Raw genomic sequence first — 21,767 nt, 5'->3', positions numbered from 1 at the left:
GCTTTTGCATGCCATCGCCCTTTCATGAGTTCCTGAATTGAATGACCATCAAGCCGATGAATGGCTTGCCTGTTTTCAAAAGCGGAATCTAAAGGGTTGATTGCGTTTTGTAATGATCTTTTTGATGAAAATCGGATTTTCAGAGTCGTCCTAGGATTATTGAGGAAATGGGATTTATCCTAGGAATAGCTTATTTGATCTCGGATGTTTCTGATTGATTATGAAAATACCGCTTTTCAAGAGCTTCTGAGAAGTGTCCTGGCCGGGCTTTCAAGGCGCCTGGCATGCCCCCGCGATTTGTCCTGCGCAGCAATTCGCCTGTGGCCTTGCCGCAGGGTTGGACAGGTGCGGCCCAGCACGCAGGGGGCCGCAGCCGGGGCGCGTTACGGCTTGGGTGTTTGCCTGCCCAGGCGCAGCTCGCTGACCAGCACCCCGCCCACGATCAGCGCGGCCCCCAGAATTGCCAGCCCCGGCAGCCGGTCGCCGGCCATGCGTCCCACGATGCCGGCCCAGACCGGCTCGCTGGCATAGATCACGGTCGCACGCGTGGGCGACAGGGACTTCTGGGCCCAGTTCATGGTCAGCTGGATCAGGATGCTGGCGCAGGCCATGGCCACCGCGGCGGACAGCCAGACCCATGAGAAATCGGGCACGGATTCGCCCGCCATCGGCATGGCCAGCAGCGCCATGACGCCGGCCGCCAGCAACTGCACCGTGGTCACGCGCCGCGCATCGACCTTGCCCGCGAAATGCCCGATCAGCAGCACCTCGGCCGCAATCGCCAGCGTGCTCAGCATGGTTGCCATCTCGCCCACGTTCAACTCCATGCCGCCGGACTCCGGTCCCGCCACCAGCATGAGTCCCGTGAAGGCCAGGCCGATGCCTATCCAGCTCATCAATCGCGGCGGCTTGCCCATCACCAGCCATTGCACAAGAGGCACCAGCGGCACATACAGCGCCGTCAGAAACGCCGACTTGCTGCTGCTGATGGTCTGCAGCCCGAAAGTCTGCAGGCCATAGCCCAGGAAGATGCTGGCGCCGATGGCGATGCCAGCCACCAGTTCGGTGCGCGTGAGCCCGGCCATGGCCTTGCGGAACACCAGCAGCCCGATCAAACCCGCCGTGACAAAGCGCAGGCCCACAAAGAACAGCGGCCCGCTGTACTGCATGGCCAGATGGACCACGAGAAAGGTGCCGCCCCAGACCATGGTGACGGCGATCAGGGCCAGCTCCTGCCGGCTGAGCAGCGGCGTGCGCGAACTGTGAGAAGATGACGTGTGCAACATATTGCGCAGATCATATGAGAAATATATTGCACAGCGCTGGCGAGCGCTCCGATGTCCTGGCTTTCGTCAGCGAAAACCTGCGCCGCCTTCGCCAGCGTGCAGGACTGAGCCAGGCGGCCCTGGCCGAGGCCGCAGGCCTGAGCCGGCGCATGGTCGTGCAGCTGGAAGGCGGCGACACCAACATCAGCCTGTCCAGCCTGGATCGGCTGGCCGACGCGCTGGGCGCCAGCTTCATAGAAATCGTCAGCGACCCGGCCGCGCAGCGCCTGCGCATGGACGCCATGGCCTGGCGCGGCACCCGGCCCGAAAGCCAGGCCATGCTGCTGGGCAGCGTGCCCGCCACGCGCGAGGCCCAGCTGTGGTCCTGGTCCCTTGGGCCCGGCGAACGCTACCAGGCCGAACCCGACCCGGAAGGCTGGCATGAAATGATCGTCGTGGTCGAAGGCCGCCTGCTGGTGGACCTGAGCGAAGGCCCCATGACCATCGAGGCCGGCGACTACGCCATCTACGGCAGCGCCCAGGACTACGCCTATGTGAACCTGCACGAAGGCGTGACGCGGTTCATCCGGAATGTGATTTCCTGAGGGCGCTGCAGCGGCCTGTGCCGTGCTCTGGGCAAGGCACTGTCGTCAGTGAAATGCGGTGGCCTGCGGTGCCGCTTCAGACTGAAGCGGTGCATACACAGCGCGGACCACCAAAGGATCTGTGCTGCGCAAATCAAAGGAACGGGTAAAGCCACAGATCGACTCGCCGTTGCGGGCAGCGGCAAGCGCCTGCAGTCTGTTTTTCTCGCGGTTTTTCGACCATGCTCCGCAACTGACCAAGGCAGTGACTGTGAGAGCTGTGGCAGCCGGATGCGCCACGGAAATGGTGCCTAGGGCGCACGCCAAGATTGCAATGAAGCTCCAGAAAGCCACGCGCTGCCAAATGTGGGGCACAGGGCGGGCGGGTGAGCACACCGAGGAGGTGTACATGAGGCGAGACAGACTTTTCCGGGGCTGGTACACCGTGGGCGCTGTCCATGTGCTGCTGGCGCTGATCTTTGGCGCGGCCTATTCGTTCACGGGTTGTGCGCGCCGCAGCAGCTGTGCGTGCAGCGGGCCCAGGCGCGCTTCGATGTCCTGGCGTTCGCTTTCGCCAAAGACGGCCGCCTTGTCCCGCCCGTCAGGCTCGAAGCGCTGGTCCAGCGCCTTGGCATGCTGGCGAAGGCGTGCGGCGATGCGCTGGCGCGCCGCCTCGCCTGCGTGCAGGTCGAAGCGCCGGGCTATATGCTCCATGGCTTCGGCATCCAGCTGGCGGTAGTGCAGCACAGGAACGCCCTGGCTTTCGTGCAGATCCCGCATCCGCTCCATCATTGCCTGCAGCACGCGCACGCGGTGGTCGAGCATGGAGACAACGGGCTGGCTGCCACTGCCGGAACAGAAAACCGGACCAGCGCCAGCTAGCGACGGGTCGCCCGACATGTGCCGGCCGGCCTGTTTGTGGTGTGAGGCCAGGATCTCCACAGGATCGCGGACCAGCATCAGGCTGGGCACCTCGGGGTAGAGATCGTGCAGCAGCTCCCACTGGAAAATGTCCCAGGCATTCCACTTGACCACCAGGTTGCGGCGCCCCGGTACGGCCACGGTGATGGCCGACACCAGGCCGGCAGTGCCATCGCGCTTTTGCGCCCGGTCCAGTGAGCTGTCCAGCAGCAGCTCGGTGAACACAGGTGGCTCCGACAGGACCAGCGTGCCGTCCAGTTCGGAAAGGCAGCCCGAGACCAGGGTGGAGCCGCAGCGCGAGAGGTGGAAGATGAAGCCGGCAGGCGGATGGCCCCCGGGCCTGGGAAGGGATTCCGCGCACAGGCCGGCGAGCGGCGTGCGCGGCCGGATGAACTGGTTCAGCAGCCTGCGCTGCAGGCAGCGGCTGATGTACTCGTCATGAAACGGCTCGGTAGCAGGGCCGTCCGGCATGCACCAAAGGATGCTGCGCGTGCGTGCCTCATACCTGTGTGGCAGCCAGCCACCGGCCAGCAGTGCGGCAGTTGGCACGGCAGCCGCCTGGTTCAACTGCTGCAGCGCCTGCATGAGGCGACCATCGTTCCAGGCGGGAAGACACCACAGCAGGCGCAGTTGCACCAGTAGCGACTCCATGCTCCTGGCCTGCTGGAACAGGGTGTGCTGCCGGGGGCTTGCGATCAGTTCGGCAAAGGCCGCCTGCAGCTCATGCATGGGCGTGTCCCTTGCCGATGCTGTCTGCCAGCCAGGCGTTGGCAAGGCAGTCGATGACCAGGTGGGTGCGGTCCCGGGTGCCCCGGTTCACCACTTCATGCGTGGCATCGGCATTGAAATACCAGAGCTCCCCTGCGGCCATGGGGATCGTGCGGCCTTCCACGATGAACTGCACATCGGGATGTGTGTGCACGGGTACATGCAGCCGGGCCTGGCCATGCGCCAGGCCCAGCCCACGGTCGCGATGCGGCTTGATGGAGGAGCCGGCCTTCAGCTGCATCAGGCGCACAGAGCGCAGCGGGCACTGCAGTTGCTCCAGCACCTGGCGTATGGCGGGGCAGTGCTGCAGCAGGGGCAGGTCCTCCCAATCCTCCTCGGGTTCCTCGATGGAGAAGCTCTGGAGAATGGGGTGGGCCGCCACATGCTGGCGCTGGCAGCGCAGCGGCATCACACGCCATACGCCTTCGTAGCCGCCGTGGTTCACGTGGTCGCACCATGGCGAGGACAGCAGCGCATCCACCTCGTCGCGCAGCGCCTGCAGCGCAACCCTGGCATCAAGCCGCGCAAACAGGGGCGTGCCGGCACAGGCGTCTTCATGCGCGCAGGGCAGGGCGGGCCTGGCATTCATTGCAGCGCCTTGGCCAGTGGCAGGGGACAGGTCATCAGCGGAGCCATGCCCTGGGTGGGCGTGCCCGGCGCAGTCGGCTGCCCGTGCAGCAGCAACGCCTGCAGGCGCGAAACACATGCGGCCACGCTGAGCTGGTCCGTGCGCAGGGTCAGCTCCGCTGCCACAGGGGGTTCATAGGGCGAGTCGATTCCGGTGAACTGACGCAGTTCGCCGCGGCGCGCTTTTCTGTACAGGCCCTTGGGGTCCCGCCGCTCGGCAACGGACAGGGGAACATCCACGAACACCTCCAGGAAGTCACCCTTGTCGAACAAGGCCCTGGCAGTGTCGCGCTCGCTACGGAAAGGGGAAATGAAGGCCGCGATCACGATCGTGCCCGCATCCACGAAAAGCCGGGCAACCTCCGAGACCCTGCGTATGTTCTCCGCCCGGTCTTCTTCGGAAAAGCCCAGATCGCGGTTCAGCCGGCTGCGGATGTTGTCTCCGTCCAGCACATAGGTACGCCGGCCGGCCGCGTGCAGATGCGCCTGCAGCGCATTGGCGATGGTCGATTTGCCGGACCCCGAAAGTCCGGTCAGCCATATCGCAACCGCTTTATGACCATGGAGTATCTCCCGGTCTTGCCTTGAAACGGAAGACAGTTGGTCATGTATGTCGGGCGGCGGATTCTGGCCGGAAAACAGCATGGATTCAATACGGGAAGGAAAGGCCTGGAGTGGATGCTGAGCGCATCAGGTAGGCGGGAATATCGATGGATTGTAAGAAGTTTTCAAGAAGAAATTGCTGAGGCGGTTTTTCGTTGTGTGACCGGATTCAAGCGCTTTCATTGGTCATTTATTTTCTTCTTCAGAGGGGAATGACGCAAAAGAGAGGTGCTTTTGGTAATCATCAGTAAATGCTTATATTTCTCATGATTCTTGATAATTCATTTGCAATAGTCGTTGATTATGTCGATTGAGCATGCTGCTGTCGGTTTTTGGTGAGTGATTGATTTATTGTTATCAATAGCATTGTGCGTATCAAGAATGTAAGGCAGAAAAATCTGCGTCTGATACGAATGGTTGGAAAACCTGTTCAATGCATATGCGCGACATATTGCTGAAACCAGGTACTGACTGCAGATTCCAGATGTCCGGCGCCCGGCGCTGTCCCGCATGCCTGAAGGAGGGGAGGGGGGGGGCTGCTCGGGGCTGACTTTGAAAGTGAGAGGCTGCGCGGTTCCGGCGCAGAGGGAAGGCGCCGCCTCCAGGCGAAGCACCGATCAGCCGTTGGTGGATATCATGGCGACGTCACTGTTGTCAATATGCATCAAGTAACAAATTTAAATAACAGATACAAGAATTTTTTTACCCTCGATAGCTACAATGCATCGTTTTTTTAAAGCCAGCGGCCAGTAGCTACTGGGCGTGACATTCAAACATAGGCATCGGGGGGAGATTTTCGTGCGCCGCGTTTTTGCGATTCGGGCGTGGTCTGCGCTTGCGCCCGGACTGCAGGAACCTGTCCAGTGGCGGCAGTGGGCAAGGCAGCCCATCTTGCCACAGGGCGAGGTCCGCCCGGATCTTGCCCATATCCCCCCAATCGCCCGCAGGCGCCTCGGCCCATTGGCCAGATGTGCCGTTGTTCCCGCCGATACCGTTGCGGCGCAGGCTGCATTGGCTGACCTGCCCGTGGTCTGGGCCTCGCGCTATGGCGATGCTGAAAAGTCGCTTGCCCTGCTGCAGGCGCAGGCGCTGGGAGAGGCGGTGTCTCCCACGGCATTCGGCTTGGCGGTGCATAACGGCATTGGTGCCCAGCATTCCATTTTGCGAGGCATGCGTGCCAATGCACTGTGCGTGGCATCCACCGATTGCGCGCCGGAGGCGGGCATGGTGGAAGCATTGGGTCTGCTGCACGAAGGCGCGCCGCAAGTCATGCTGGTCTGTTACGACGCGCCACTGCCTGCTCCGTATGACGGCTTCCATACAGAGCCCCAGGTGGTATTCGCCTGGGCGGTCTTGCTGCAATGGGCAGCACCCGGAGAGTCCGGGTTCCTGTTGAGCAGGCAGCCCGGGATGGACGCCGCGCAGCCGGAGCCGGCCCGCGCGCCGCATTTGCAGCATTTACCGCACGGGTTGCAGGTGTTGCAGTTTCTGTTGCACGACGGGCAGGCATCCCTGGCAGGCCCGCAGCGCCCGGCACAGCGCCGTGGTGCAGGCGGATGGCGATGGGAGCGCGCTCATGGCTGAGTGGCTCAATCGCCAGTGGCGCCTGGCGGCCACCGGCCTGTGCTTTGCCGTGTTCGGCCTGGGTGGGCTGGTGGTGCGCTGCGTTGTCTATCCGGCCTTGCTGCTGGCCATCCGCCAGCCGCAGTCGCGCCAGCTGGCGGCCCAGTCGGTGATCCATCACAGCCTGCGCTGGTTCGTGGCCCTGATGACGGGCGTCGGCGTGCTGTCCTATGAAGTGCGCGGCCGTGAACGTCTGCAGCGGCGCGGCCTGCTGATTCTTGCCAACCACCCGTCGCTGATCGACGTGGTGTTCCTGATCTCCTTCGTTCGCCATGCCGATTGCATCGTCAAGGCGGCGCTGGCGGGCAACCCTTTCACGCGCGGCCCCATCCGGGCGGCCGGCTTCATTGCCAACAGCCGTGGCGAGGGCCTGCTACAGGACTGCCTGCGCTCGCTGGCATCAGGCAACAACCTGATCATCTTTCCCGAAGGCACGCGCACACCGCTGCATGGGCAGGTCCGGCTGCAGCGCGGCGCAGCCCATGTGGCGGTGAAGGGCTGCGTCGATATCACGCCGGTGCATATCCACTGCAGCGTGCCCATGCTGACCAAGGGCGCGCCGTGGTGGCAGGTGCCGCCGCGCAAGCCCCACTTTTTCATCGAAGTCCGTGACGACATCGGTATCGAGGCCTTTTGCCAAGGGGCGGCCAGCGACTCCGTGGCGGCCCGACATGTCACGGACCACCTGTCCACACAACTATTCAAGGAACCGTCCCGTGCCTGAGCTTGAACAAGAAATCAAAGAACTCATCATCGAGTCCCTGGCGCTGGAGGACATCACGCCACAGCAGATCGATGCGGGCGAGCCCCTGTTTGTCGAGGGCCTGGGGCTGGACTCCATCGATGCGCTGGAGCTGGGCCTGGCGCTGCAAAAGCGTTTCGGCGTGAGCCTGTCCGGGGACTCGGAACAGACGCGCCAGCATTTCCGCAGCGTTCAGGCGCTTGCTGCCTTCGTGGCGGCCCAGCGCACGCACTGAGTGCGGCCCTACGCGCAGACCGCAGCAAAGACATTTTCATGAACAAAGAAACCATCTACGAACGCATCGTCGAAATCCTGACGGAAACCTTCGATATCGAGGCGGAGCGCATCACGCCCGAAGCCCGGCTCCATGACGACCTGGACATCGACAGCATTGATGCCGTGGATCTGATCGTCCAACTGAAGCCTCTGGTCGGCAGGCGGCTCAATGCCGAGGCCTTCAAGTCGGTGCGCACCATCCAGGACGTGGTGGATGCGCTGCATCAGCTGATGCAAGAAGACAGCGCCGTCTCCTGAGGAACACGCCTGCCATGCGCAAAACCGCGACAGGCCTTGTGCTGCTGGCCACGGTGCTCTATCCGCTGGCCGTCTATGCCGCGCTGGGACGTGTGGCTGCGCACTGGATTGCTGCCGCATTGGTGGTGCTGGCGCTGGCGCGTGCCTGCAGCAGCCGCGAAGGATTTTGGTGGGTGGTCGCTGCGGGGGCGGCGGCGCTGTCTGCCGTCTCGTGGTGGCAGGGCGATGGCCTGGCGCTCAAGTTCTATCCGGTGCTGGTCAATGCCGTGCTGCTGGCCGGCTTTGGCTGGAGCCTGTGGTTTCCGCCGTCGGTGGTGGAGCGCCTGGCCCGGCTGCGGCAGCCTGATCTGCCTGCGCCAGCCGTGCGCTACACCGCCCGGGTGACGGCCGTGTGGTGCGTCTTCTTTGTCTGCAATGGCGCGGTGGCGGCCTGTACGGCCCTGTATGGCAGCGACGAGGCCTGGGCCTTGTACAACGGTTTGATCGCCTATGGGGCCATGGGGCTGCTGATGGCGGTGGAGTGGCTGGTGCGCCAGCGTGTGCGCAGGCGCCATGGACATGTGTGAGGCAAGGATGACGGCCACAAAGAGCGAACAAGGTCTGGCACTGGCATGGGTGGCATTGGCGCAGGTGGCACTGCCGCAGTCCAGGGACGCAAGGCATGTGGTTGCAAGGCCGCAGGATGCGGCGTTCACGCATGCGCAATGGGTCGATGCTGTTCGGGCGTGGTGCGCGGCCTTCCAGCGTGTGCAGGGGACGGAAGTGGCCTTGTACTGCGGCAATCCGCTGACCTTTGCCGCTGCGCTATGGGGCGCCTGGCACGCGGGCAAGACGCCGGTGCTGGCCAGTGACCTGCATGCGCACACGCTGTCGGCGCTGCTGCCCCAGGTGGCGGCCTGCGCGGGCGAGTTGCCCCAGGCCCTGGTGCCTGATGCCGCTGGCGCGGACGGCGTGGTACTGCAGCCCCTGGACATGCACAAGGCGCGCGTCGTGCTGTTCACTTCCGGCTCCACGGGGGTGCCCGAGCGCATTGAAAAGCGGCTGTCGCAGCTGGATGCCGAAGTGCAGGCCCTGCAGGCCGTGTTCGGTGTCGGCATGGCGCGGGGGCCGCACGTGCAGGTGCTCTCCACCGTGGCGCACCATCACATCTACGGCCTGCTGTTTCGCATTCTGTGGCCGCTGGCGGCTGGCCGCGCCATGGGCACGCATCTGGCGCACTATCCCGAGGATCTGGTGCAGCCACTGCAGCAGGCGCCGCGCAGCCTGCTGGTATCGAGCCCCGCCATGCTCGGCCGCTTGCCGACGCACCTGGACTGGTCGCAGGCGATGGAGCGGCTGGGCGGCGTGTTTTCCTCCGGCGGCCCACTGGCCGAGAGCGCCGCGCAGCACACGCTGCAACTGCTGGGCCATTCGCCCACCGAAGTCTTCGGCAGCTCTGAAACGGGCGGTATCGCCTGGCGCCGCCGCGCAGAACACGGCGAATCCTGGCAGGCCCTGCCTGGCGTGGAGCTGCGCCTGTCGGACAGCGGGCTTCTTGCCGTGCGCTCGCGCCATCTGCCTGATGCGCAGCTTTGGTGGGAGACGGCCGACCGTGCCTTGCCCGGCACCGACGGCCTGGGCTTCGTGCTGCAGGGGCGTGCAGACCGCATTGTGAAGATTGCCGAAAAAAGGGTGTCTCTGACCGCCATGGAGCGTGTTCTGGAAACCCATGGTGGAGTCCGGCAGGCCAGGGCCGTGGTGCTGGAGCAGCCGCCCGGCGCCAGCGGCATCGCTGGCGGCGCGCCGCAGCGCGTGGGCATGGTGGTGGAGCTGTGCGAAGCGGGCTGGCAGGCGTTGCAGCAGCAGGGCCGCCGCGGCATGGGTCAGGCGCTGCGCTCGCTGCTGCAACCCTGCGTGGACCGCGTGGCCTTGCCACGCCACTGGCGTTATGTGGAGCGCATGCCCATGAATGCGCAGGGAAAGACTACGCATCACAGCCTGCTGACCTTGTTCAATCCCGTGATTCCCTTGCCGGCATGGCAGGAGCGCAGCGCGCAGCGCGCTACGGCGCAACTGCTGGTGCAGCCCCGGCTGCGCGTGCTGGAAGGGCATTTTCCCGAGGCATCCCTGGTGCCCGGCGTGGCGCAACTTCATTGGGTGGTGAGCCTGGCGACCCAGGCCTTCGGTCTGGAGCACGGATTTGCCGACGCGCAACTGCTCAAATTCCAGCAGCCCATCCTGCCCGGCGATACGGTGCAGATGCAGCTGCAGTGGCAGCCCGAGAAAGGCAGCCTGCAGTTCGAATTGAGTTCCGCGCGGGGCGTGCATGCCAGTGGCCGCCTGCTGGAGCGCAGGCCATGAGGGCGCCGGACTTTCGTCCCACGGCCCTGATCCCCGTCTACAACCACCCCGACACGGTGGGCGTGATGGTCCGGGGCTGCCTGCACGCCGGCCTGCCGTGCCTGCTGGTGGACGACGGCTCGGAGCCGCGCTGCGCCGCCGTGCTGGATGCGCTGGCAGCGCAGCACGCAGGGCAGGTCCAGGTGCTGCGCCTGGCAAGCAACCAGGGCAAGGGTGCCGCCGTGATGGCCGGCCTGCGCGCCGCGCTGGCCCAGGGCTGCACGCATGCGCTGCAGATCGATGCCGATGGCCAGCACGCCGTCAGTGACATTCCCGCCTTCCTGGCGCTGGCTCGTGCCCACCCGGGGAGCATGGTCTGCGGGGCACCCGCCTATGACGCCAGCGTGCCCAAGGCGCGTCTTTATGGCCGGTACCTCACCCATGTGTGGGTGTGGATCAACACCTTGTCGTTGGACATTCGCGATTCCATGTGCGGCTACCGCGTGTATCCGCTGAAGACCACGGTGGCGGTGCTGGACCGCGCCCGCATGGGCCGGCGCATGGAATTCGACACCGAAGTGCTGGTGCACCTGCACTGGCGCGGCGTGGCCTTCGTGACCTTGCCCACGCCCGTGACCTATCCCGCCGATGGGCTGTCGCACTTCAGGGTCTGGAGCGACAACCTTCGGATCTCCGGCATGCACGCGCGCCTGTTCGGCGGCATGCTGCTGCGCAGCCCGCAACTGTTGGCGCGCCGACTGCGAACGCGGGGGGCGTCATGAGCGGGCCTTCCACACGCAGCCCGCACCACTGGGCGCAGATCGGTGAAAGCACCTGCGTGGGCGGCATGTGGCTGCTCTACCAGCTTCACCGCTGGCTGGGCCGCTGGCCCTTTTTGCTGTGCCTGTATCCAGTCGTCGGCTACTACTGGCTCACGCGCCCGGTGGCGCGGCGCGCTTCCCTGCAGTACCTGCAGCGCCTGCAACAGGCACATGGCCTGTGGCCGCGCGGGCCGGGCTGGGTGCACGGCCTGCGGCACTTTGGTGTCTTTGCCCAGGTGATCCTGGACAAGCTGCTTGCCGTAACGAACAGCTACCGCACCGAGCACGTGCGTTTGGAGGGGCAACAGCCCTTGCTGGACCTGATGGCCCGCGGGCAGGGTGCCGTGCTGGTGACCGCGCACATGGGCTGCGTCGAGCTGTGCCAGACCCTGGCCCGGCAATGCCCTGGCCTGCAACTGACCATCCTGGTGCATACCCGGCATGCCGAGCGCTTCAACCGCCTGCTGCGCCGCATGGCGCCGGACAGCGGGGTGCAGTTGCTGCAGGTCTTGGACTTCAACATGGCCACCGCCATGGCACTGGCCGACCGCGTGGCGCGCGGGGAGTTCATCGCCATTGCCGGTGACCGCGTTCCGGTGCATGAGAGCAAGACCACGCAGGCCCTGTTTCTGGGCCATGAGGCCGCCTTCCCCTGCGGGCCCTACATCCTGTCTGGCCTGCTCAAGTGCCCGCTGTATTTCATGGGCTGCGTGCATGAGGGGCGGGGCTATGTCGTCGAGTTCGTGCCGCTTGCCGCCCAGGTTGAACTGCCGCGTGCGCGGCGCGCGCAGGCGCTGGCCGGCTATGCCCGGCTTTACGCCCAGCAGCTTGAACGCCTGCTGTGCAAGGCGCCTTATGACTGGTTCAACTTCTTCCCGTTCTGGGAGCAGGGCATGCCTGCACCTGCACCCACGCATCCTCTCAACCATGGGTAATTTGCCCTTCACGCGGAGCCTTCATGGCCACTGACCAGGAAATCGCCTCGCGCGAGCGGCTGAGCTACGAGATCGAAGTCACGCCGGCGTTCTACGACATCGACGTGATGGAAATCGTCTACCACGGCCACTACGTGCGCTATCTCGAACTGGCTCGCAGCGCCTTGCTGGCCCACTTCGACTACGACTATCCCCGCATGCGCGACTCCGGCTACGGCTGGCCCGTAGTGGACATGCGTCTCAAATACGTGCGCCCTGCGCTGTTCGGACAAAAGCTCCGGATCAAGGCCACCATCACCGAGTGGGAAAACCGCCTGCGCATCGACTACCTGATCAGCGATGCCGCCACGGGCGAGAAAGTGAACACGGCCCACACCACCCAGGTGGCCGTGGACATGCGCACGCGCGAGATGTGCTTTGTCTGCCCTCCCGTGCTGTGGGAACGGCTGGGGGTGCAGCCATGACTGCCCGAGGGACGCGCCTGGCTGCATGGGGCATGGCCTGCGCCCTGGCCTGCACCTTGTCTCTTCCGGCTGCCTTGCAGGCCGCGCCTACTGCCGGTGTCTCCGGCGTTGGCGACGGTTCCCAGACCGCCCAGGCCTCCCAAGTGTCACAGCAGGCTCTGTTGGCCCAGGTGCGTGAGCGCGTGCAGAGCGCGCCTGTGGTGCGTGGTCAGTTCACGCAGCTCAAGACCGTGCAGGGCTTCAGGCAGCCGCTCAAATCCTCGGGCGACTTCGTCGTGGCACGTGGCAAGGGCATCGCCTGGCAGGTGCGCCAGCCCTTTGCCTCGACGCTGATCGTCAGGCCCGACAGCCTGCTGTCGCGCGGCGCCGATGGCAGCACGGCCGTGCAGATGCGCGCGCAGGACGAGCCCGTGCTGCGCACCATCAATGCCATGCTGTTTGCCGTGGTGTCGGCGGACCTGGCGCAGCTCACCCACTACTTCGAGGTCAGCGGCCAGGTGCAGGGTGCAGGCTGGAGGCTCCACCTGGTGCCGCGCGACCCCGTGCTGGCCCAGTGGCTGCAGGCGGTGGACCTGAGCGGCCAGCAGTTTGTGCAGTCCGTGCAATTGCAGGAGGCGCGCGGCGACCGCAGCCAGATCCAGATGGCGAACCCCGTTGCCGAGCAGGCGCTGCGTGCGCAGGATGCCGCACTGTTTGACTGAGCCCGCGCCATGAGCACTTGTCCATCCCCCGCGCACGACACCGGCAGCCAGGACCGTCCCGGCCTTCTGTGGCGTGCAGCCGCATTGGCCTGGCTGCTGGCCGTTCTGGTGGTGGCCGTGCACCAATGGCATTTCTGGCATGGCCAGCGCATGGACACCGATGTGCTGGCACTGCTGCCGGTCAATGAACAGGCGCCCGAGGTGACGCGCGCCACGCAGCAGCTGGCCGACCAGTTGTCGCGCCAGGTCACCGTGCTGCTGGGTACGCCCGACTGGGCCGGCAGCCGACAGGCCGCACAGCAGTTGCGGCAAAGCCTTTCACGTCAGGCGGCCGTGCCGCTGCGCGAGCAGGCGCTGGCGCAGCAGGTTTCCATGCAGGCGGCCCTGGATTTCTACCAGCCCTGGCGCCAGTCCCTGCTCACGCCGCAGCAGCGCGACCGGCTGCAGCACACGCCGGGCGAGGTCCTGGTGCAGCAGGTCCTGCGGGACCTGTACCAGCCCGGTCTGCAGGCGCGGTTGACCGACTGGATTCGTGATCCCCTAGGCCTGTGGACTCCCTGGTGGACGGCGCGCGCTGCGCAAAGCCATGCGCGTCCGCGCGACGGCGAGCTGTGGGTTGCCGGGCAGGGACAGCAGTGGGTGCTGCTGCAGTACGCGCTGTCGGGTTCGGCGTTTCGCCTGTCGGGCGAACCCGTGCTGCAGGACGCGCTGCAGCAGGCCCTGGCCGATGTGCGCCGGCAGTGGCCCGATGCGCAACTGCTGATGGCCGGCGTACCGCTGCATGCCGAGGCAGCGGCCACGCAGGCGCATGGCGAGATCAACACCATCGGCTGGGGCTCCCTTGCCGCTGTCCTGCTGCTGGCGTGGCTGGCATTTCGCGCCGTGCGCCCGATGGCCCTGGTGGGCCTGTCCCTGCTGATCGGCACGGCGGTGGCGCTGAGCGTGACGGCGGCCCTTTTCGGCCAGGTGCATTTGCTGACCCTGGTGTTCGGCGCCAGCCTGGTGGGTGTGGCCGAGGACTATGGCATTCACTACTTTGCTGCCCGGCAGGGCGCCCCAAGGCGCACGCCGCATGCGCTGATGCGTTCCCTGCTGCCGGCACTGTGGCTGGCGCTGGGCACCAGCGTGATTGCCTACCTGGCATTGGGCGTCGCGGCTTTCCCGGGACTGCGGCAGATGGCCGTTTTCTCCGTGGTGGGACTGGCCGCCGCCATGTTGACCGTGGTCTGCTGGTTTCCCTGGCTGGACCGGGGCCACATGCCCGCCAGCCCCGCTGCACGGCGCATAGGCCTGAGCCTGATGGCCTGGCCGCGCTGGCGCGCAGCGCTGCCGGGTTCGGTGGTGCTGTGCGCCGCCATGGCGGCCTGGCTGGCGTGGGGCGGGCGCCTGAACATCCAGGACGATGTGCGCCAGCTGCAAAACGGCGCGCCTGCCCTGGTTGCCCAGCAGCGCCAGGTGGGTGACATGCTGGGCCTGCCCAGTCCGGCCCAGTTCTACCTGCTCGACGGGGCCAGCGACCAGGAGCTGCTGCAGCGCGAGGAGCTGCTCAAGCAGCGGCTTGATGTGCTGGTGCAGCATGGTCAGCTTGCCGGTTACACGGCTGTGTCCGACTGGGTGCCTTCCGCCCGTCGCCAGAGCGAGGATCTGGCCCTGGTGCGCCGTGTCGAGGACCAGGTGCTGCAAGGGATCAATGCCCAATTGGGTGAGTCTTTCAGTGCGCCTGCCGCCGCACCGGTGCAGCCCCTGACCGTGCAGGCCTGGCTGGAGCAGTCCATCTCCGCGGCGGCCGGCCCCCTGTGGCTGGGCGAGCGCGATGGCCGTTGGCGCAGCATGCTCATGCTGCGCGGCGTGGCCGGTCAGGCCGCACTGCCGGGGCTGGCGCAGGCAGCGCAGGGGCTGGAGGGCGTGGTCTGGGTGGACAAGCCAGCCGAGATCTCCGGCCTGCTGCAGCGCTACCGCCTGTCGATGACGCAACTGCTGGTGCTGGGCCACGGCCTGGTGCTGGCCGCTCTGTGGCTGCGCTTTGGCCGCAAGGCCTGGCGAGCCTGGCTGCCCACCGTGCTGGCCAGCCTGGCGGTGGCGGTGGTTCTGTCCGTCTGGGGCCAGCCCTGGCAGCTTTTCAACGTGCTGGCGCTGATGCTGTTGCTGGGCGTGGGCATCGACTACGGCATCTTCCTGCAGGAGCACGAGGACGATCCCCACGCCTGGCTGGCCGTGGTGATCGGCGCGGCCAGCACCTGGCTGTCGTTCGGCCTGCTGGGCCTGTCCCATACGCCGGCCTTGCGGGCCTTTGGCGTCACGCTGATGCTGGGCCTGCCGCTGGTGCTGGTGCTGGCGCCGCTGTTTCGCGCGCCGCCGCAGGCGCCTGCCGGCACCCCTCTCTGAAAAAGGCACCGTACATGCAACGTACCGAACAGACTGAAATCCTGATCATTGGCGCCGGTCCCTCCGGCGCCGTGGCGGCGGGCCTGCTGCGCCGACAGGGGCGCCAGGTGCTCATCCTGGAGAAGGAAGAGTTCCCGCGCTTTCCATTGGCGAGAGCCTGCTGCCGCAAAGCATGGCCTACATCGAGCAGGCCGGCATGCTGCAGGACGTGGTGGAGGCGGGCTTCCAGCACAAGAACGGCGCGGCCTTCGCCCGGGGCGATCTGCGCACGGCCTTCGACTTCCGTGACAAGTTCTCCTGCGGATGGGGTACGACGTACCAGGTGCAGCGCGCCCATTTCGACAAGGTGCTTGCCGATGCCGCCCAGAAGGCGGGCGCCGAGATCCGCTATCGCCATACGGTGACCGGCGTGGACGTGGCAGGCGCCCAGCCGCAGGTCACGGCCCGCACGCCGCAAGGCGAGGAATATGTGGTGCAGGCCCGCCATCTGCTGGATGCCAGCGGCTTTGCGCGCATCTTGCCGCGCATGCTGGGGCTGGAGCGGCCCTCCGGTTTTCCCGTGCGCGCGGCCCTGTTCACGCATGTCGAGGATCGCATCGCGGCACAGGACATGGACCGCGACAAGATCCTGATTTCCGTACATCCCGAGCACCGGCATGTGTGGTTCTGGACCATTCCATTTTCCAATGGCCGCTGCTCGCAGGGCGTTGTCGCCACGCCCGAATTCCTGGAGCGCTATGCGGGCTCCGAGGTCGAGCGCCTGCGCGCCATCATTGCCGAGACGCCCAGCCTCGCGCATGTGCTGCGAAATGCCCGGTGGGACACGCCGGGTCGTTCGCTCACGGGCTACTCGGCCAATGTGACGGCGCTGTGGGGCCCGGGCTATGCCTTGCTGGGCAATGCGGGCGAGTTTCTGGACCCGGTGTTCTCCAGCGGCGTGACCATTGCCCTGAAGTCGGCCAGTCTGGCCGCCGACTGCATCGCCCGCAGCTGGCAGGGCGAGGCGGTGGACTGGCAACAGGACTATGCCCAGCCGCTGCAGGCAGGTGTCGATACCTTTCGTGCGTTCGTGCAGGGCTGGTACGACGGCAGCTTCCAGGATGTGATCTTCCACCCGTCGCATGCGCCGGACATCCGCCGCATGATCTCGTCCATACTCGCCGGCTACGCTTGGGATGGACGCAACCCCTATGTGGCCGAGCCAGAGCGCCGCTTGAACGTGCTAAGCCAGCTTTGCCAGCCTGCGCAGGGGGTGATGGCATGAGGCGGCTGCGTCTTTTCCCGGCCTTTGCGCGCCGGCGTGCGCCAGCTTTGTTTGCGGCGTGCGCTGCCATCATCACGGCCAGCACGCTGGCAGGCTGCTCCACCGAACCTGCGGCGCGTGCACCGCAGGGCGATGCCACGCCGCCGCGGCTGGCATTGCCGCCGGCTGCGCTGGGCTGCGAGCTGGCGCTGCAGCAGCATCTGGTGGTACAGGCGCCTGGCCAACCCGCGCAGGAACTGGACGCGCTGCTGGAGGTCGATGCGCAGACGGTGCGCCTGGCGCTGGTCCACCTGGGGCAGCGCGTGGGCGTAATCGTCTGGGATGGGCAGCAACTGCAGGCCGAGCCGTCACGCTGGTGGCCGGCGCAACTGGCGCCGGCGCAGGTGCTCGGAGACATGCAACTGGCGCTGTGGCCGGTGGACGCCATTGCGCGGGACTTGCCCGCGTCCTGGATGCTGCAAGAGGTCGGAACACCCAGCGGATCGGCCAGACGCCTGTCTCACCAAGGGCAGACGCGCGTCGAGATCCGGCCTGCCGGCAGCGACGGGTTCGAGATCGTGTATGCCGCAGGCGCCTGGCAACTGCGCGTTGCCTCGCCCGGCGGCATGCGTCCCTGTGCCAATGCAGGGGAGGGCGCATGACCTTGATCACCCCGACGGCACAGGCCGTGTTTGTGCAAACCCTTTCAGCCACCAGCGCCCTGGGCGCCGATGCGGCCAGCCTGCGCGCCGCATTGTTCGCCACCCAGGCCCCCGACAGCCTGCAGTGCAGCGACCGCTACAGCCCGGGCCGGCGCCTGCCGATGGGCTGCCTGCCGCCCCACGTGGTGCTTCCCACGCTGGACTGGGCACCGCCGCCGCAGCGATCGCGCAACAACGCCCTGGCATGGCACACCGCCCAGGGTGTGCGCGGCCCGGTGGAGCAGGCCCTGTCGCGCTGGGGCCCGGCGCGTGTGGGCGTGGTGGTGGGCACCAGCACGGCCGGCGTGCAGGAGGGCGAAGCCGCCGCCGCCCATTGGCAGGCACAGGGCCGGTTCCCGCAGGACTTTGACTACGCCTTGCAGGAAATGGGTAATGTGTCGGAGTTTCTGGCCCAGCACTTGGGCATCCAGGGGCCGGCGCACACCCTCTCCACCGCCTGCTCCTCCGGGGCCAAGGCGTTGGCATCGGCCGCGCGCTGGCTGCAGGCCGGCCTGGTCGATGCCGTGCTGGCCGGCGGGGTGGATGCGCTGTGCGCCTTCACCGTGGCCGGTTTCAGCGCGCTGCAGGCCGTGTCGGACAAGCGCTGCAACCCGCTGTCTGCCCGGCGCAGCGGCATCAACCTGGGCGAGGGTGCGGCGTTCTTCCTGCTGACGCGTGAACCGGGTCCCGTGCGCCTGGCCGGTTGGGGCGAGACCCAGGATGCCCACCACATGTCGGCCCCCGACCCATCCGGCCAGGGCGCCATCCAGGCCATGGAGCAGGCGCTGCGGCGTGCGGCCATGCGGCCCGGTGACGTGGACTACATCAACCTGCACGGCACGGCCACGGTGCACAACGACGCCATGGAAAGCCTGGCCATACACAGCGTGTTTGGCGAAGCAACGCCCGTGAGCTCCACCAAGCCGCTGACCGGCCACACCCTGGCGGCGGCCGGGGCGCTGGAAGCGGCCATGGCCTGGCACCTGCTGCACGACAACCCGCAGGGCCGGCTTCCTGCGCACTGGTGGGATGGCGAGCAGGCGCCCGAACTGCCCGCCCTGGCCGTGGTCCGCCCGGGTATGGCGCTGGGGCGTGCGCCCCGGGCCGTGCTCAGCAATTCCTTTGCCTTTGGCGGCAGCAACTGCGCCCTGCTGCTGGCCGCTGCCTGAGGAGCCATCGAGATGAACGCATTTCTACCGATTGAAAACTACGTGCCCCATCGCGGCGTGATGCTGCTGCTGGACTGCCTGCTCGATGCATCCGCCGACAGCGCCCATGCGCAGGTCACCGTGCCGCGTGATGGCCTGTTTCTGCAGGACGCCGGCATGCCTGCCTGGGTGGGGCTGGAGTACATGGCCCAGACCGTGGCCGCCTGGGCTGGCTGGCAGGCGGTGCAGGCCGGGCGACCCGTCAAGCTGGGTTTTTTGCTTGGCACGCGCAAGTACCAGGCGGCCCGTGCACATTTTTCCCCGGGCAGCGTGCTGCGCGTGAGCGTGCTCTGCGAACTGGTGGGTACCAATGGCCTGGGCATGTTCGATTGCCGCATCCAGCCCCAGGGCGAGGACAGCGTGCTCGCCCAGGCCCGCATATCCGTTTACGAACCAGACAATGGCAGCGCATTCATACAGGCGCTGGAGCAAGAAGGAGTTGGACAAGCATGAGTGCAATCGCCCAACCAGCCACGGTGCTGGTGACAGGGTCGAGCCGGGGCATAGGCCGGGCCATCGCCCTGCGCCTGGCGCGCGATGGTTTCGACATCGTGGTCCATTGCCGCAGCGGCCGCGAGCAGGCCCTGCAGACTGTGGCCGACATTGCCGCGCTGGGCCGCCAGGCCCGCGTGCTGCAGTTCGATGTGGCAGACCGCTCTGCCTGCGCTCAGGCGCTTGAGGCCGACATGGAACAGCACGGCGCCTACTACGGCGTGGTCTGCAATGCCGGCATCGCCCGGGACAATGCCTTCCCTGCCATGACGGGCGAGGAGTGGGATGCCGTGGTGCATACCAACCTGGATGCGTTCTACAACGTGCTGCACCCGGTGGTCATGCCCATGGTGCGCCGCCGCAAGCCGGGACGCATCGTGACGCTTGCCTCGGTCTCCGCCCTGATGGGCAACCGGGGGCAGACCAACTACAGCGCGGCCAAGGCCGGGGTGATCGCTGCGACCAAGTCCCTGGCCGTGGAGCTGGCCAAGCGCGAGATCACGGTCAATTGCGTGGCGCCCGGCCTGATCGACACGGAAATGGTCAGCGAGGAAGTGCTCGAACATGCCTTGGCGCTGATTCCCATGCGCCGCATGGGCACGGTGGACGAGGTGGCTGGTGCGGTCGCCTTCCTCATGGGCGGCGAGGCCTCGTACATCACGCGCCAGGTCATCTCCGTCAATGGAGGGATGGTGGGATGAGCGCAGCAAGCAAACGGCGTGTGGTCGTCACGGGCGTGGGCGCCTTGAGTCCCCTGGGCCACGACTGGTCTGCGGTGCGGGAGCGACTGCGCACCGGGCGAACGGCCATCCGGGTGATGGAGGAATGGGCTGCCTATGAGGGCCTGAGCACCCGGCTGGGCAGCACCGTGCCATCCTTCGATCTGCCGGCGCACTACAACCGCAAGACCATGCGCAGCATGGGCCGCGTTGCCCTGATGGCCACGCGCGCCAGCGAGCTGGCGCTGGCCGATGCCGGCCTGCTGGGCAATGCCTTCGTCAAAAGCGGGCACATGGGCGTGTCCTATGGGTCTTCTGCGGGGACGCCCTCGGCCATCGGCGACTTCGGCCGCATGATGGCCGACAAGAGCACCGAGGGCATCAACGCCAACACCTACATCAAGATGATGTCGCACACGGCGGCGGTGAACATCGGCGTGTTCTTCGGAACCACGGGCCGCGTCATCACGACGTCCAGCGCCTGCACCTCGGGCAGCCAGGGCCTGGGCTATGCCTTCGAGGCCATTCAGAGCGGCAAGCAGCTTGCCATGTTGGCCGGCGGGGCCGAGGAGCTGGATGCCACGCAGGCGGCGGTGTTCGACACCCTGTTTGCGACCAGCGTCAAGAACGACAGCCCCGAGTGCACGCCACGTCCATTCGACGCCCGGCGCGACGGCCTGGTGCTGGGCGAAGGAGCCTGTACCTTCGTGCTCGAAGAGCTGGAGCATGCACTGGCCCGGGGCGCATGCATCCGGGCCGAGTTGATCGGCTTCGCCAGCAACTCCGATGGCACCCATGTGACGCAGCCCAACGCCGCCACCATGGCCCAGGCCATGCGCATGGCGCTCGAAGACGCGGGGATCGAGCCCTCGGAGGTCGGCTACGTCAACGCCCACGGCACGGCCACAGACCAGGGGGACATTGCCGAATCGCAGGCCACCCGCGAAGTGCTCGGCAGCCAGGTGCCCATCAGCAGCCTCAAGGGTTACATGGGCCACACGCTGGGCGCCTGCGGCGCGCTGGAAGCCTGGATGAGCATCGAGATGATGCGTGAAGGCTGGTTTGCAGCCAACGCCAATCTGCAGCAACCCGATCCGCGCTGCGCCGATCTGGACTACGTCATGGGCGAGCCGCGTGCCTTGCACACCGATATCGTCATGAGCAACAACTTTGCCTTTGGCGGCATCAACACCTCATTGATTTTTCGACGTTGGAAGCAACAGGAGCCAGTGAAATGAAACAGACGAGAACCGCCGCCATTGTCCTGGTCCTTGCCCTGGCCGCAGGCAGCGCGGTGGCGCGAAGCACGGACATCTATGAACCCCCGGCGGTCATGTGGACCGCCTCGCCCGAGACCACGACGCAGCAGTTGCACGATCGCATCGTGGTGGCGGCAAAGTCGCTGGGCTGGATGGTGGTCGGCGACGAGCCGGGCCGCCTCGAGCTGCACTACGACAAGCAAGGCAAGCACCAGGTCAACATCGCGGTCCACTACAACACAGATACCTACCGGATCAGCTATCTGCACAGCGTGAATCTGAATTACTCGGAAGGCGATGGCAAGCGGGAGATCCATCCCAACTACAACCGCTGGGTCCGGAATCTGATGAAGAAAATCAGTACCCCGTAATCCATCGCTGTCCCTGTTCCAGGCTTTTTTACAGAGAGGGAGTTTCCATGAGAAAGATGATCTTGGCAGCCATGGCGCTGGTGGCCGCAACGGCGGTACATGCCCGCAACGAAGCAGTGATGCTGCCGCTGGCCGACGTGGTGAAGCTCGGCCTGGAGCAGGGCAAGCTCGACGGCAGCGTGAGCTTTCACCTGTCCGGTGCCAGCACGCCTGCCATCTCCGAAAAGCTGGGCGATGACGTGTCCAACAAGAAAACCAACGGCGTGGGCAAGGACGATGCCACGGCCTGCAACTGGGCAGCGCTGTCTGCCCTGATGGCCTTTGAGGCCAAGGCCAAGCAAAAGGGCGCCAACGCCGTGGTGGACCTGCACAGCTTCAACAAGAAGCAATCCACCCGGGATCCAGTCAATTTCGAATGCCGTGCAGGCAATGTGATGGCCGGCGTCACCTTCAAGGGCACCTATGCCCGCGTAGGCCGGTGA

Annotated in this window: 24 protein-coding genes and 1 pseudogene; 20 read left to right on the top strand and 5 right to left on the bottom strand. The window is 66.0% G+C overall.

Annotation, left to right across the window (positions count from 1 at the left end; all coding sequences use genetic code 11):
• Positions 1–383: 383 nt before the first annotated feature.
• Positions 384–1,286, bottom strand: a complete 903-nt coding sequence (locus LGR64_RS13985) for a DMT family transporter (protein WP_230355817.1) — start codon at positions 1,284–1,286, stop codon at positions 384–386.
• Between the two features lie 14 nt (positions 1,287–1,300).
• Here LGR64_RS13985 and LGR64_RS13980 point away from each other — a divergent pair, with 14 nt between their 5' ends.
• Complete coding sequence (locus LGR64_RS13980; RefSeq protein ID WP_026062195.1) at positions 1,301–1,870, top strand: helix-turn-helix domain-containing protein; 570 nt, start codon at positions 1,301–1,303, stop codon at positions 1,868–1,870.
• 45 nt (positions 1,871–1,915) lie between these two features.
• On the opposite strand, the gene LGR64_RS13975 is transcribed toward LGR64_RS13980, so the two are convergent.
• The 4 genes from LGR64_RS13975 to cysC all read right to left on the bottom strand — a co-directional run bounded on the left by LGR64_RS13975 (position 1,916) and on the right by cysC (position 4,810).
• Positions 1,916–2,260, bottom strand: a complete 345-nt coding sequence (locus LGR64_RS13975; protein ID WP_230355815.1) for a hypothetical protein — start codon at positions 2,258–2,260, stop codon at positions 1,916–1,918.
• Positions 2,261–2,338: 78 nt separating this feature from the next.
• A complete protein-coding gene (locus LGR64_RS13970) occupies positions 2,339–3,499 on the bottom strand; it encodes a sulfotransferase family protein (RefSeq protein WP_230355812.1) in 1,161 nt (386 codons plus the stop codon).
• A complete protein-coding gene (locus LGR64_RS13965; protein WP_099733941.1) occupies positions 3,492–4,127 on the bottom strand; it encodes an aspartyl/asparaginyl beta-hydroxylase domain-containing protein in 636 nt (211 codons plus the stop codon). Before LGR64_RS13965 ends, LGR64_RS13970 begins: the two co-directional genes overlap by 8 nt.
• A complete protein-coding gene (gene cysC, locus LGR64_RS13960) occupies positions 4,124–4,810 on the bottom strand; it encodes an adenylyl-sulfate kinase (RefSeq protein WP_328511973.1) in 687 nt (228 codons plus the stop codon). Before cysC ends, LGR64_RS13965 begins: the two co-directional genes overlap by 4 nt.
• A gap of 720 nt (positions 4,811–5,530) precedes the next feature.
• Between cysC and LGR64_RS13955 the strand changes: the two genes are divergently transcribed.
• The 19 genes and pseudogenes from LGR64_RS13955 (at position 5,531) to LGR64_RS13865 (ending at position 21,767) form a co-directional block, all read left to right on the top strand.
• Complete coding sequence (locus tag LGR64_RS13955) at positions 5,531–6,352, top strand: beta-ketoacyl synthase chain length factor (RefSeq protein WP_328511972.1); 822 nt, start codon at positions 5,531–5,533, stop codon at positions 6,350–6,352.
• Complete coding sequence (locus LGR64_RS13950; protein ID WP_088165511.1) at positions 6,345–7,115, top strand: lysophospholipid acyltransferase family protein; 771 nt, start codon at positions 6,345–6,347, stop codon at positions 7,113–7,115. The genes LGR64_RS13955 and LGR64_RS13950 overlap by 8 nt, the downstream gene beginning before the upstream one ends.
• Positions 7,108–7,368, top strand: a complete 261-nt coding sequence (locus tag LGR64_RS13945; protein ID WP_128422704.1) for a phosphopantetheine-binding protein — start codon at positions 7,108–7,110, stop codon at positions 7,366–7,368. Before LGR64_RS13950 ends, LGR64_RS13945 begins: the two co-directional genes overlap by 8 nt.
• Positions 7,369–7,406: 38 nt before the next feature.
• On the top strand, positions 7,407–7,667 hold the full coding sequence (locus tag LGR64_RS13940) for an acyl carrier protein (protein WP_230355811.1): 261 nt from the start codon (positions 7,407–7,409) through the stop codon (positions 7,665–7,667).
• A 14-nt stretch (positions 7,668–7,681) separates the two neighbouring features.
• On the top strand, positions 7,682–8,233 hold the full coding sequence (locus tag LGR64_RS13935) for a hypothetical protein (RefSeq protein WP_088165058.1): 552 nt from the start codon (positions 7,682–7,684) through the stop codon (positions 8,231–8,233).
• Positions 8,234–8,240: 7 nt separating this feature from the next.
• Complete coding sequence (locus tag LGR64_RS13930) at positions 8,241–10,007, top strand: AMP-binding protein (RefSeq protein ID WP_230355809.1); 1,767 nt, start codon at positions 8,241–8,243, stop codon at positions 10,005–10,007.
• Entirely contained in the window at positions 10,004–10,768 is a 765-nt protein-coding gene (locus LGR64_RS13925) for a glycosyltransferase family 2 protein (RefSeq protein ID WP_198819474.1), read from the top strand. Before LGR64_RS13930 ends, LGR64_RS13925 begins: the two co-directional genes overlap by 4 nt.
• The gene (locus tag LGR64_RS13920; protein WP_088165055.1) at positions 10,765–11,742 is read left to right on the top strand and encodes an LpxL/LpxP family acyltransferase; all 978 of its coding nucleotides are present in this window, start codon (positions 10,765–10,767) and stop codon (positions 11,740–11,742) included. The genes LGR64_RS13925 and LGR64_RS13920 overlap by 4 nt, the downstream gene beginning before the upstream one ends.
• Positions 11,743–11,765: 23 nt before the next feature.
• The gene (locus tag LGR64_RS13915) at positions 11,766–12,206 is read left to right on the top strand and encodes an acyl-CoA thioesterase (protein WP_017406826.1); all 441 of its coding nucleotides are present in this window, start codon (positions 11,766–11,768) and stop codon (positions 12,204–12,206) included.
• Positions 12,203–12,907 carry an outer membrane lipoprotein carrier protein LolA gene (locus tag LGR64_RS13910; protein WP_230355807.1) on the top strand — a complete coding sequence of 235 codons (705 nt, stop codon included), beginning with the start codon at positions 12,203–12,205 and terminating at the stop codon, positions 12,905–12,907. Before LGR64_RS13915 ends, LGR64_RS13910 begins: the two co-directional genes overlap by 4 nt.
• Before the next feature lie 9 nt (positions 12,908–12,916).
• Positions 12,917–15,292, top strand: a complete 2,376-nt coding sequence (locus LGR64_RS13905; protein WP_230355805.1) for an MMPL family transporter — start codon at positions 12,917–12,919, stop codon at positions 15,290–15,292.
• A 14-nt stretch (positions 15,293–15,306) separates the two neighbouring features.
• A pseudogene (locus tag LGR64_RS13900) lies at positions 15,307–16,556 on the top strand (NAD(P)/FAD-dependent oxidoreductase).
• A complete protein-coding gene (locus LGR64_RS13895) occupies positions 16,553–17,197 on the top strand; it encodes a DUF3261 domain-containing protein (RefSeq protein WP_230355803.1) in 645 nt (214 codons plus the stop codon). The pseudogene LGR64_RS13900 and the gene LGR64_RS13895 overlap by 4 nt, the downstream one beginning before the upstream one ends.
• A complete protein-coding gene (locus LGR64_RS13890; RefSeq protein WP_230355801.1) occupies positions 17,194–18,405 on the top strand; it encodes a beta-ketoacyl-ACP synthase in 1,212 nt (403 codons plus the stop codon). Before LGR64_RS13895 ends, LGR64_RS13890 begins: the two co-directional genes overlap by 4 nt.
• A 12-nt stretch (positions 18,406–18,417) precedes the next feature.
• A complete protein-coding gene (locus LGR64_RS13885) occupies positions 18,418–18,897 on the top strand; it encodes a hotdog family protein (protein ID WP_230355799.1) in 480 nt (159 codons plus the stop codon).
• Positions 18,894–19,637 (top strand): 3-ketoacyl-ACP reductase FabG2, encoded by a 744-nt coding sequence (locus LGR64_RS13880; protein WP_097202601.1) that lies wholly within the window; start codon positions 18,894–18,896, stop codon positions 19,635–19,637. The genes LGR64_RS13885 and LGR64_RS13880 overlap by 4 nt, the downstream gene beginning before the upstream one ends.
• Positions 19,634–20,893 carry a beta-ketoacyl-ACP synthase gene (locus LGR64_RS13875; RefSeq protein ID WP_230355797.1) on the top strand — a complete coding sequence of 420 codons (1,260 nt, stop codon included), beginning with the start codon at positions 19,634–19,636 and terminating at the stop codon, positions 20,891–20,893. Before LGR64_RS13880 ends, LGR64_RS13875 begins: the two co-directional genes overlap by 4 nt.
• On the top strand, positions 20,890–21,285 hold the full coding sequence (locus tag LGR64_RS13870) for a hypothetical protein (protein WP_071955351.1): 396 nt from the start codon (positions 20,890–20,892) through the stop codon (positions 21,283–21,285). Before LGR64_RS13875 ends, LGR64_RS13870 begins: the two co-directional genes overlap by 4 nt.
• A gap of 47 nt (positions 21,286–21,332) precedes the next feature.
• Complete coding sequence (locus tag LGR64_RS13865; RefSeq protein ID WP_026062752.1) at positions 21,333–21,767, top strand: hypothetical protein; 435 nt, start codon at positions 21,333–21,335, stop codon at positions 21,765–21,767.

This window comes from Delftia sp. Lp-1 (assembly GCF_020523835.1).
Taxonomy (GTDB): domain Bacteria; phylum Pseudomonadota; class Gammaproteobacteria; order Burkholderiales; family Burkholderiaceae_C; genus Comamonas; species Comamonas acidovorans.
This window is presented reverse-complemented; position numbering and strand designations above follow the sequence as displayed.